This window comes from Betaproteobacteria bacterium (genome assembly GCA_016713305.1).
Classification (GTDB): Bacteria; Pseudomonadota; Gammaproteobacteria; order Burkholderiales.
In genome coordinates this window covers 126,175-138,180 of sequence record JADJPK010000014.1, presented here as the reverse complement: position 1 = coordinate 138,180, position 12,006 = coordinate 126,175, and the positions used below count along the sequence as shown (strand labels likewise).

General features: G+C 66.4%; 8 protein-coding genes and 1 pseudogene. 1 reads left to right on the top strand and 8 read right to left on the bottom strand.

Annotated features, from left to right (window positions below; genetic code table 11):
• Positions 1–109 precede the first annotated feature (109 nt).
• Positions 110–1,348: an AraC family transcriptional regulator gene (locus tag IPK20_17625; protein MBK8018354.1), complete on the top strand. Its 1,239-nt coding sequence runs from the start codon at positions 110–112 to the stop codon at positions 1,346–1,348.
• Here the strand turns inward: IPK20_17625 and IPK20_17620 are convergent.
• The 8 genes and pseudogenes from IPK20_17620 to IPK20_17585 form a co-directional block, all read right to left on the bottom strand.
• Positions 1,258–1,641 (bottom strand): helix-turn-helix transcriptional regulator, encoded by a 384-nt coding sequence (locus tag IPK20_17620; GenBank protein ID MBK8018353.1) that lies wholly within the window; start codon positions 1,639–1,641, stop codon positions 1,258–1,260. The genes IPK20_17625 and IPK20_17620 overlap by 91 nt on opposite strands.
• A gap of 227 nt (positions 1,642–1,868) precedes the next feature.
• Complete coding sequence (locus IPK20_17615) at positions 1,869–2,522, bottom strand: response regulator transcription factor (protein ID MBK8018352.1); 654 nt, start codon at positions 2,520–2,522, stop codon at positions 1,869–1,871.
• Between the two features lie 16 nt (positions 2,523–2,538).
• Positions 2,539–3,933 carry a HAMP domain-containing protein gene (locus IPK20_17610; GenBank protein MBK8018351.1) on the bottom strand — a complete coding sequence of 465 codons (1,395 nt, stop codon included), beginning with the start codon at positions 3,931–3,933 and terminating at the stop codon, positions 2,539–2,541.
• Between the two features lie 201 nt (positions 3,934–4,134).
• Positions 4,135–5,175, bottom strand: coding sequence for a phosphodiester glycosidase family protein (locus IPK20_17605; protein ID MBK8018350.1), 1,041 nt, complete (start codon positions 5,173–5,175; stop codon positions 4,135–4,137).
• Positions 5,176–5,362: 187 nt separating this feature from the next.
• Positions 5,363–8,552, bottom strand: a pseudogene (locus tag IPK20_17600) (efflux RND transporter permease subunit).
• Between the two features lie 16 nt (positions 8,553–8,568).
• Positions 8,569–9,738, bottom strand: a complete 1,170-nt coding sequence (locus IPK20_17595; GenBank protein MBK8018349.1) for an efflux RND transporter periplasmic adaptor subunit — start codon at positions 9,736–9,738, stop codon at positions 8,569–8,571.
• Between the two features lie 242 nt (positions 9,739–9,980).
• On the bottom strand, positions 9,981–10,805 hold the full coding sequence (locus tag IPK20_17590; GenBank protein MBK8018348.1) for a matrixin family metalloprotease: 825 nt from the start codon (positions 10,803–10,805) through the stop codon (positions 9,981–9,983).
• Positions 10,806–11,123: 318 nt separating this feature from the next.
• Positions 11,124–11,846 carry a PEP-CTERM sorting domain-containing protein gene (locus IPK20_17585; protein MBK8018347.1) on the bottom strand — a complete coding sequence of 241 codons (723 nt, stop codon included), beginning with the start codon at positions 11,844–11,846 and terminating at the stop codon, positions 11,124–11,126.
• Positions 11,847–12,006 lie beyond the last annotated feature (160 nt).

Sequence of the window (12,006 nt, the reverse complement as noted above, 5' to 3'; positions counted from 1 at the left end):
TCCCGGCCGCCCTGTGACGCTTCACTGAAAGTCCGCTGCGTTTGTTCATGCATCCGGAATTGCGGTTAAATCGGGTGCTCGTCGCGATTCCGCACGGAGGACAGGCTCGATGCTGCAGGATCCCCTGTCAGATGTACTACGCAGCGTCCGGTTGCGCGGCGCGATCTTCTACTACGTGAGTTTTCGCGGGGACTGGGTCGGCGAGACACCGGACTCGGCCATGCTGGCGCATGCGCTGATGCCCGGTGCGGAACACGTGCTCGCCTATCACCTCTTCGTGCGCGGCGACGGCTGGGCCGCGACGCAGGGCGAACCGCCTGTCCGGGTGAGCGGCGGCGAGATCGTCATGTTTCCGCGCGGAGACGCGCACGTGCTGTCCAGTGCGCCCGGAATGCGCGCGCGGCCGGACAACAGCGACTGGCGGCTCACTACGCGGGACGATCCCAAGCCGATTCCCGTCGCCTACCTCGATGGCGTGCTGCGACCCGGAGATCTGATTCCGGCCGAAGAGGCCACGACCGTCGTGGTGTGCGGATTCGTCGCGTGCGACCTGCGCCCCTTCAACCCGCTCATCAGCGCCCTGCCCCGCGTGCTTCATCTGGGGTCCGGCGGTGTGGGCGCGTGGGTCGCTCCCATCCTGGATCAGGCGGTGGCGGAATCGCGATCGAGCCGTGCGGGAAGCGCGGCCCTGCTGGATCGTGTAAGCGAGATGGTGTTCGTCGATGCGGCCAGGCGGCACCTCGAATCGCTGCCCGAGGGCGGCTCGGGCTGGCTTGCGGCGCTGCGGGACCGCCACGTCGGCAAGGCCATCGGGCTGCTGCACGCAAGACCGGCAGAGCCCTGGACGCTGGACGATCTCGGGCGGCAGGTGGGGCTGTCGCGCTCCGCGCTGCACGAGCGCTTCTCCTCGCTCGTAGGGCAGCCGCCCATGCAGTACCTCGCGCAGTGGCGCATCCAGCTCGCCGCCGGTCTTCTGCGCGAAGGCAATGCGATCGTCGCCGACATCGCGCAGCAGGTAGGCTACGACTCGGAAGCCGCCTTCGGACGCGCCTTCAAGCGCGTGGTGGGTCAACCACCTGCCGCATGGCGCCGCATGCATCGGGCGCCTCGGTCGGGTGAGACTTCCTCCCGGCACAGCGCGGGTAGCGGACCATCGGAGGCCTCGATCATTCTCCGGCGGAACGCCTCGCGAGCGGATTCGATGTCGCCGGAGGCGGCCGCCTTCCATCTCGTCCCCGGCCCCCGGGCGGGTGACCGTCACATGCCCAATGCGACCGGCCGCTTCCGTTCCAGAGCCGTGGGCGTCATGCCCGTGAGCTGCTTGAAGCTGCGGGTCATGTGGCTCTGATCAGCGAACCCCGCCTCCATCGCCACGCGAGTCAACGATTCGGCACCCGCTGCGATCAGCCGGCGAGCCAACCCGACTCGCGCCTCGGCAATGTAGCGTCGGGGTGTCACACCGGTCACGCGATGAAACGTTCGCGAGAAATGGCTGAGGCTCATGCGGGCGGCCTGCGCCATTTGCCGGACACTCACGCGCTCTGCCACATGTTGCTGGACGAAGTGGATGGCGAGGTGGATCCGCCGGTCGTCGGGTCCGTGGCAGAACTCGTCCGCCATGGCGGGCGGTGGATGATTCATCGGCGTTCTCCTCCTGGTTCGTCTCGGCGCTGGCCGCACGGTTCGATGCGGACACGCATTGCGAACGATCATGCGAGACACCGGCCTGCGAGGAAAAGATCCAGGGACCCCGCCGGGATCGCATCCGGGAGGCGCCGGGAAATTTGCCCGAGGACAGGCGGTGCAGATGTCGACGTGCAGCAGCAGGAAAGGAAGGTCGCGCGAAGCGCCCTCGCGTCGCTTCGCCACTACGACGACAGGTTCAACAGATCGATGACGTTCATTCGTGCGGCCAGCCGCACCAGTTCGATGTCGGTGGCCGCACCGAGCTTCTTCTTGATCTGGTAGTGGCAGTTGGAGACCGTCTTGGGGCTGATGTTGAGCGTACGCGCGATCTCCTCCGTGGAATGGGCCTCCACGAGCATGCGCAGGATCTCGAACTCGCGCACCGTCAGATCCGCCAGGGAGCGGTGTTCCACGCCCAGCTTGCTCAAGGCCAGCGCCTGCGCCACGTCGGGGCTCAACGCCCGCCGGCCTTCGTGCACTTCGCGCACGGCGCGCAGGAGCACATCGGCCGAACTGCTTTTCGTGACGTAGCCGTAGGCGCCGGCCTGCATGGCCTTGACGGCGAACAGGGGGTTCTCGTGCATGCTGAAGGCCAGGATGCGGATCTGGGGCAGGCGCTGCCCGATCCTTGCGATGGCTTCCAGGCCGCCCAGATTGGGCATGGACAGATCCATGATGACCACGTCCGGTTCGAGTTCGATGCAGCGCGCGTAGGCGCTTCCACCGTCGGAGGCCTCCCCCACGACTTCCATGCCGGTCTGCTTGGCAAGCAGCGAGCGATAGCCCTCCCGGACGATGGCGTGGTCGTCGGCAATCAGGATGCGAATGGGCGGCACGGTCACGGCGGTTCGCTCACACGGGTCCGGTCAATGGAATCCGCGCATGCACGACGAGTCCGCGCGTGGCGCCCTTGCGCAGCTTGAGCGCCCCGCCCAAGGCCGTGACTCGTTCCCGCATGCCCAGACGACCGCGTCCTTTCCGTTCGTCGACGGAGGTCTGGACGGCGTTGCCGTCATCCTCCACCGTTACATCCATGCACCAGCCGGAATCCGGAGCTGGCTCGCGCACCCGCGCGAGCGTGACCTTCGCGTGGCTCGCGCCCGAATGCTTGGCGATGTTGGTGAGGCACTCCTGCACGATGCGATAGACGTTGACCGAGATCGTCTCGGGAAGCTGGCCCAGGTCCGGATCCGCCTCCAGCTCGATGCGCGTACCGCGATGGCCGTACTCCGCCGCGATGCCCCGGACGCTCTCCACCAGGCCCAGCTCCTCGATGCCGGCCGGGCGCAGCCGGTGAAGAATGCTCCTCAGACCACGCATCAGGTGTTCCGTGATGCGCGAAAGGCGCCGTCCTTCTTCCGCGAGTGGCGAATGCTGTTCTTCCGCCGACTGGACGATGCTCGCCGACAACGCCGTCATCGCCGCCAGGCACTGGCCGAATTCGTCGTGCAGCTCGCGCGCGAGATAGCGTCGCTCCTCTTCCTGCACGGTGACCAGCTTGCGCGTCAATTCGGCGCGTTCCGCCACGCTTTGTTCGAGACTTGCCGCCATGCGATTGAATCCCTCGCTCATGCGGCGGAATTCGGCGAATCGAGCCGGCGGGAGGCGAGTCGAGAGATCTCCCCGCTGCATCCGTTCCAGACCGCCGAGGATGTCGCGCGTGGGCCTCAGCGCGTGGCTCACGATCACGTATACCAGCAGGCACAACGACACCACCGTCAGCAGGGCGAGGCTGATGAGATCGCGGACCCGGTTCCAGGCTTCCGCCACCTGGGCGCCCGCATCCAGCGCGGCGACGATGCGGCCGTGATCCCGGTTATCCCAGTGAAGCGCCCGCGTCTCCTCTCCGCCGACGCCGAAGGCGACCCGGTAGAGGCCATCGAACCAGCCCGGCACCCCGGCCCCCCGGTCTCCGTAACGGTGGCTCTTGGACATGCCGTGGCAGCTGCTCGCCTTGACCACGTCGTCCTCGTCGATGTAGCGCACGCACATGCCCGTGTCGATATTGGAGCCGGTGACGGGGTCCCAGAAACTGAAACGGCCATCCCGGTCGAACCCCGTGGGGACGAACCCCATGGCCACCGTCGCGAAGCGATTGCGGATCTGCTTGGACACCGTGTCGATGGCATTGACCAACTGGTCGTGCTGTTCGCGCCGCGTCTGCCACAGCACGTGGCCGGACGCGACCACCAGACAGACGAGCGCCATCAGCCAGATGCGCGTGATCAGCGTCCACTTCAGATTCATGCAGCCCCGTCCGTGAGCGGACGGCGCCCCCGGCCGTCCCCGTTCCGGCCATTCTAGGGACGCGGGCGGGGAGCGGGAAGCGCACAGGACAGGAAATTTGCCCGTGAGGGGCAAGGCCGGTTCACGCGCGTTCGGACGTGGTCCGCTGACGCGACCGGAAATGGCTGGCCCGACACGTCGGGCCAGCGTGAACCGAAGGAATCAAGACCTGGGGCTTCTGCGCCGGAACATCACGACCATTCCGAGGCCGATCACCATCAGCGCATAGGTCTCGGGCTCGGGCACCGGCGCCGCGAAGATGGCGATGTTGCTGCCTTCGAGTCGGCCGCCCGGTGTCGTGTCGTTCGGCACGTTCACGATGCCGCCGATGCCGCTGACCGGATCCCGCATGGCCAGGGTGGTGGATCCGCCACCATCCATGTTGAGCCCGTTCCAGACACCGTAGTCGTCGATCATGATCTGCGCGACCTGACCGACGCTCAGTCCGTCGCTCAACGGGCCGCGAGCCGCATTGGTGTTGCGGTCGACGGTGAAGATCACGAGCGTGGAGTTGTCCTGGGTGAGGCCGATCGCCGTGCGCGCGTTGAACAGGTTGTACCAGGAGTTGGCATTGGAGTAGGTCTGGTTCACGGTGAGCAGCGCATCGGGGTGCGACGCGTCCTGATACTGCGGGATCGTCACCGTACCGTTGGTCACGATCTGAGCGGACCCCGCGAAGGCGGTTCCCAGCGTGACGTTTTCCACGACATGCCTGCCGTCGGCGAAGCTCGTGTCGGCGTGCACCACCGAACCCGAGTTGTCCGGGGCGATATTGATCGCGGGGGAATTCGTCACGAGCGCGTAGTTCTGGATCGGAGCCTCGAAGGATGAGATGACCGTACCGTTGGAGGCGGCGAAGCCGACGAGATTCGCGTCGGTGTCGGAGGAGGGAAACGGCAGGAAGAAGTGCGAATTCACCGCGAACTGGGCATCGGTCGCGTTCAGGAACCCGAGCGTGCTCTGGCGCACCGTATCGCGTGTGCCCCCTGCCGGCGTGAGCGCGAAGCCGATGCCCGGAGCGTCCAGATCGATCTCCAGGATGCGCATGCTCACGTTGCGGCCCGCCACGTTCTCCCCGATGCGCTCGGTGTACGTGATGCCCAGGTATGGCGTCGTGACGGTGGTGGCGGCCTCCCCCTGTGCGCTCAACGCCACGAACGTTGCGGCGAGCCATCGGACGAGCGATCCGGTTCTGCGTTCCATGGAGAGTCTCCTGTGAGCCCGTTCATCGCGGCACGCGCAGCCCCTCGCCGGCGTGTCGATGCGATGCAGACACCGGAAAACTAAGGGTCCGTGATGTCGCGGCGATGAACGCGTCTTGGTTCTTTCGGCAGGGCTCTGAAAGAACTGACGGTCGCTCCCGCTCTCGCGGTCTGCGAGCCCGGATGACTCACTTCACCGGGCGAAAGGGACGGTCCCTGTCCGGCGCCGGGTCCGCTAGGGCCGGCGCGGTGTGCGGAGCGGATCGACGAAAGCGAAAGGCGCGCAAGCGGTCCGGAATGAATGTCCGGCCGCGCACCAAGACGAAAAACACCGGAACGAGCACGAGCGCCAGCAGGGTCCCCGTCACCATGCCGCCGAATACGGCGGTGCCGATTGCCCGCTGGCTGGCGGACGAAGCGCCGGTGGCGATCATCAACGGAACCACGCCCAGGATGAACGCGAGAGATGTCATGAGGATGGGCCGAAGCCGAAGGCGCGCGGCTTCGAGCGTCGCCTCGCGCAGGTCGCGTCCCGAGTCGTGCAGTGTCCGCGCGAATTCGATGATCAGGATGGCATTCTTGGCGGACAGCCCCATCACGGTGAGCAGGCCCACCTTGAAATAGACATCGTTCGCCATGCCGGTGAGCGTCGTGAGCAGGACGGTGCCGAGAATTCCCAGCGGCACCACGAGCATCACGGCGAAGGGGACGGACCAGCTCTCGTACAGCGCTGCCAGACACAGGAATACGGCCGCCGCGGACAGCGCATAGAGCAGCGGCGCCTGGTTCCCGGCCAGGCGCTCCTGATAGGACTGTCCCGTCCACTCATGTCCCACACTGGCCGGCAGTTCGCCCATGAGTCTTTCCATCTCGGCCATGGCATCGCCGGAACTGTACCCAGGCTTGGCCTGCCCGGAGATGCGGTACGCCGGATAGCCGTTGTAGCGCACCACCTGCACGGGTCCGGATACCCAGCGGGCGTTGGAGAACGTGGAGAACGGCACCATTTCGTTCGCGCTGTTTCTCACGGTGAGCCGAGAGATGTCTTCGGGCTGCATTCTTCGGGTGAATTCCGCCTGCACGATCACACGCTGCAGCCTTCCCCGATTGGGGAAGTCGTTCACGTAGGCCGATCCGAAAGCCGCCCCGAGCGCGTCGCCGATGTCGGCCATGGTGACGCCTTGCGCGCTCGCCTTGTCCCGATCAATGTCGAGAAGGAGTTGAGGCGCATCGCCGAGCCCTTCCACGCGCACCCCGGTCACGACGCCGCTCCGCGCCGATCCCTGCAGAAGGCGGTCCCGGGCGGACGCGAGCGCATCGAGCCCGGCCCCGCCACGATCCTGTAGCCGCAGCGAGAAGCCCGATGTCGCCCCGAGGCCCGGGACCGAAGGCGGATTGAGGGAAGACGATGGCGTCGCGGATGGAACCCATCAGGGCGCCGAGCGCCCGCTGAGCCAGGGCATCGGCCCTTTCCTCCCGGTCGTGCCAGTCCTTCAGCGTGACGAAGGCGAGCCCGGCGTTCTGACCCTGGCCCGCAAAACTGAAGCCGATGACGCCCACGACGTTGGCCACAGCAGGCTGATCCAGGAAGAACTTTTCCGCCTGGGCGATCACCTGCTCTGTGCGGTTGCTGCTGGCCGCCGGCGGAAGTTCGATGTTCGTCAGCAGGTAGCCCTGGTCTTCCTGCGGCAGGAAGGCCGTGGGCAACCGGACATACAGGAGCGCCATCACCGCGACGATCGCGAGATACACGATCATCGACCGGCCGGTCCATCCAAGGAGGCGGTCCACGAATCGCCCGTAGCCGTTCGACGTACGCTCGAAACCCCGATTGAACGCGCCGAAGAAGCGCCTTCCCCGCTTTCCTTCCCCTTCGTTCGAAGGTTTGATGAACGTCGCGCACAGCGCGGGCGTGAGCGACAGCGCCATCAGCAGAGAGAAACCGATGGCGGACACCATCGACAGGGTGAACTGTCGGTAGATGGTGCCGACGGCCCCGCCGAAGAACGCCATGGGTGTGAACACGGCCACCAGGACGAGGGTGATGCCGACCAGCGCCGGCTGGATCTGGCCCATGGCCTTGCGCGTGGCTTCGCGCGGAGGCAGCCCTTCCTCGCGCATGATCCGCTCGACGTTCTCGATGACCACGATGGCATCGTCCACCAGGATGCCGATGGCCAGCACCAGTCCGAACATGGTCAGCACGTTGATGGACCCGCCCGTGGCGAGCATCACCCCGAACGTCCCCAGAAGCGCCACCGGAACGACCATGGTCGGAATGAGGGTCGCGCGCCAGTTCTGCAGGAAGAGATACATCACGAGGAACACCAGCACGATGGCCTCGAGGAGCGTCTCCACCACGGCGCGGATCGACAGACGGACGAAGCCGGAGGTGTCGTAGGGAATCGCGTACGACACACCGGGAGGGAGATAGCGTGCCAGCTCTTCCATGCGGGCATGCACCGCCTTGGCCGTGGCGAGCGCATTGCCCGTGGGGCTTAACTGGACACCGATGGCGGCGTTGGAGCGTCCGTTGAGCCGCGAAGAAGTGGCGTACGACGCCGCGCCCAGTTCCACGCGAGCCACGTCCCGCAGCCGCACGATCGACCCGTCCGGATTGGCACGGACGCGGATCTCCCGGAACGCTTCCACGTCCGGAAGCTGGCCCCTCACGACGATGTTGGCCGCGATCGGTTGCGACGATGCGCTGGGCCGCTCTCCCAGCCCGCCGGCCGCGACCTGAAGGTTCTGCGCACGGATGATGGCGAGGACGTCCGCCGGGTCCATGCCCAGGGATTCCAGCCTGGCCGTATCGATCCATACGCGCATGGCGCGCTCCGATCCGAACAGTTGCGCCTGCCCCACTCCTGGAACGCGACGGATCTCGTTGATCACGTTTCGCGACAGATAGTCGCCCAATGCCGTGGGGTCGTAGTCGGGATTCCGTGAGGACAGCGCGATGAACAGCAGGAAGTTGCTGCGCGCCTTTTCCACCGGCAATCCCTGCCGCACCACTTCCGGAGGAAGTCTTGCTTCGACCCGCTTCAGCCGGTTCTGGACGTCGACCGCGGCCAGGTCGGGGTTCGTGCCGGGCCGGAAGGTGGCCGTGATGGACGCCGTGCCGTTGGCCTGGCTCACGCTCTCCACGAACAGCAAGCCCTCGGCACCGTTCAGTTCCTGCTCGACGATGCTGGTGATGGACTGATCGATGACCGCAGCGGTCGCGCCCGGATAGGTGACCCGGATCACCACTTCCGGGGGAGCGATGGCGGGATACTGCGCGATGGGCAATTGCGTGATGGAGAGCGCACCGGCCGCCATGATGAACAGCGCGATCACCCACGCGAAGATGGGCCGGTCGATGAAGAACTGTGCCATGAGCCCGTCGCCCGTCTCAGCGGCTGGCGACGCCGGCAGGCGTTCTGGCCGACGGCACGGGGCTCTGCGGCGGCTTCCACGGAACCGGTTTCACCTTGGCACCCGGCCCGATCTTCTGCAGCCCGTCGACGATCACGCGGTCGCCATCGGCCAGCCCCTCGGTGACGATCCAGTCGGTCCCCGTCGTGCCGGTCGTCCTGACCGGTTTCACGGCCACCGTGTCGTCCGCCGCGGCCACGAACACCGATGCGCCCCCGTCGCGCCGGATCACCGCCTGCTGGGGGACGCGCCACGCCTTGGCGTCCAGCGCCTCGGCCAGATGTGCGCGCACGTACATGCCCGGCAGGAGCAGACGCTGCGGGTTGGGAAACGAGGCGCGCAGGGCCACCGAACTGGTGCCCGGCTCGATGGTGACGTCGGTAAAGAGCAGGCGTCCGCGTTCCCGATACTGCGTGCCGTCTTCCAGAACGAGCCGGACCTCGATCTCGTCAGGACGCTCGAGCCGCCCTTCCGCCAGCGCCTTGCGCAGACGAAGATATTCGGAGCTCGACTGGGTCAGGTTCACGTAGATCGGGTCCAGTTGCTGGATCGTCGTGAGCGGAGTGGATTCGCCTTGCCCCACCAGTGCGCCTTCCGTGACGAGCGAACGGCCCGCGCGGCCGCTGATCGGCGCGGTCACTTGCGCATAGGAAAGATTGAGCGAAGCGGCACGCTGCGCGGCCCGGGCGGCGGCAAGGTCGGCCTGCGCCAGCTCGCGCGCGGCGACGATGTCCGCAAAGGCCTGCTCGCTCACCATCTTCGCGGCAAGCAGAGGCCGGAACCGGTCTTCCTTCTCCCGCGCGCTGTTCAGGGCCGCTTGTGCCCGCCGGGTGACGGCCTGCGCATTGGCAAATGCGGACTGCAAGGGCGCGGGGTCGATCCGGTACAGGACCTGGCCTTCCTTCACCTGGCTGCCCTCCTCGAACAGCCGTTTCTGGACAATGCCTGCGGCGCGGGCCCGCACCTCGGCCGCCCGCCACGCCTCGACTCTCCCCGGCAGTTCCGTGGCGATGGGGATCGGGCCGCTCTCGACCCGGATCACGCCGACTGTCGTGGCGGGCGCTGCCTGGGCGCCTGCCGTTCCGCTTCCAGCGCCCTCCGGAGGTGTCTTCCGGTCGCCCGGGCCGCACGAAACGAGGGCGGCCATCAGTACAAGGGCCAGGCCGGCACCGCGAAGGGTCCTGTGGAAGGGGGATAGGTCGGAGGAAGTCATCGGATGGAGGAATTTCGCGAAATGGGCGGCGCCCGTCTGGCATAGGGTCTGAACCCTGGAGCAATCGGGAAACCGCCACGTCGCGTCGTCGCAGTACGTGGGTGTCGCGACGGCCTGCCCCAGAACGACGAAGGCCCGCAGAGGCGGGCCTTCGAAGCGAACTCAGGCGGGATGCGTCAGCGCCGGCGCATCCTTGCGAGCAGAAGACCGAGGCCCGCGATGGCCAGCGCGCAGGTGCCGGGTTCCGGAACGGGCGGCGCGCCGTAGAGATACTGGATCCCGGCCACATCGTCGGCATCGGGCACCCGGTTCACGATCGATTTTCCGTCGCCGTCGGGATCCATGTAGGCGCATTGCGAACCGTCGAACGCGGGATCGACGTAGCCGCACATCATCGCGGTGGGCACGGCGCTGTGGAGCATCCCCAGCGCATGTCCGAGTTCGTGGGTGAACAGGCCCTGGAAGTCATTGAGATAGAAGAACCCGTTGGACTCGGGATAGAGCTCGTACAGGTCTCCCTCGTTCCCCGGCGCGATCCCGAAGGTGTTCGAAGCGTTGAAGATGATGTCGCCTTCGAGGGTCGTTCCGCCATTGGGCGGAGGAACGTATCCCACCGCACCGCTGGACCCGTTGATCGCATACGCGCCGATCCGGATGTGGCCGATGGACTGGCCGGCATCGTAGGGAGCATTGAAGGGTGTCCCGTCATCGGTGACGCGTACAAAGCTCAGGTTCGCCACTGAGGACCAGGCATCGAAGGCATCCTCGATCATGCCCAGCGCCGCGGCCTCGCCCCCCACCTGCGCGAAGACGCTCGAGAGATTCGAGGTGCCGCTCATTCCGTCCACGGGGGCGTCCGGCTGGATACCCGTTCCGTCCGGGATCAGACTCCAGGTCACGACGCCGCCGGCGGTCCCGATCTCGTTGCTTGCGCCCCACTTGGATGCTTGGGTGGGATCCCACCAGAACGACGCCACGTTGAAGGCGAAGGCGGGAGACATCGCCATCGCGAGCAAACCACCGGCCGCCAGGCCGCCCTGAACATTTCCGCATTGCGCGCATCGAGCACCTCCGTGGGTGGACCGTCCGGGGCTTTCCTGCATTTCCCGCGCCACGACGGGCAGTTTCCTCTGAGAGGGCTTCCCACTCGAGACGGGTCAGGGGCAGTCCTGTCAAATCCTTCGACGCGCAAGAGGGGGCCGTCCGGGCTCCGGCAACGTGGAATCGGACCCTCCCTGGATGCCCACCCGTTCCGCGATATGTCCTGCCACGACGACGATCCTGCGCAGGTGGCGCGACTCGGGATGCGTGAGAAGCGGTTACCCCGGCGAAGACTTGCGCCGGCGGGCGGTGACCACCAGTCCGGCCAGGCCGGCGCCCAGCATCGCCCAGGTCGAGGGTTCCGGAACCGCGGGAATGCCGTCGTAGGTGATCTTGAGGGCGTCGACGCCCCAGCCCTCATCGTCCCCACCCTGCCATCCGCTGCCGCTCGCCTGGATCCCCACCGTGAGCGTCGAGGCGGTGTGAGCGAACGTCAGGTACGGAGCGGTCGACATGTCCAGCAGCACGTCCGAAAAGTAAGGATTGCCGTTGATCGCACCGCGGTACACGACGACCGTCCCGCCCCCGAACTCGTCGGCGCTGCCGAGCGCGTTGGTGGCCGTCAATCGGGCCACCCTGCTTCCGTCGATGTAGATGTCGAGGTTGTCGGGACCGTACGTGGCCGCGTCGAATCCATCCCAGCTCTCCAGGAATCCGAGCAGGAACGACACGGAAACCTCTGTGTGTTCGGTCAGATTGCCCAGCGTGAGAAACGACATTCCGGCCGGGTCACCCTGGGTCCGGTTGGCGAAGTACTTGCCGGACCAGCCGCCGTTCGTGACGGCATCTTCCAGGCCGCCATTGGCAAGGCCGGAGACCGAGACGCCTGCGGCGACGAACTCGTTGCCGTCGTAGTCGTCGCTGTAGAGGGTGTTCATGGCCGCATGGGCCGAGCCCGCGGCGAGGAAGGCCAGTGCTGCGGCCAGGGCGTGCGATTTCATGCAAGTCTCCTGTTCTGTGGACGAGATGCGTCCTTGTTCGGGCTCTCGCCGGAGCCTTGGGTCGGGTCGGTGGGACCTGTCACGAACATATCAATTCGTGAGCATTGGCGCAATTCCCAATGGCGGTTTCATCACGGCCCTGCCGAGCGTGCCGGGAAGA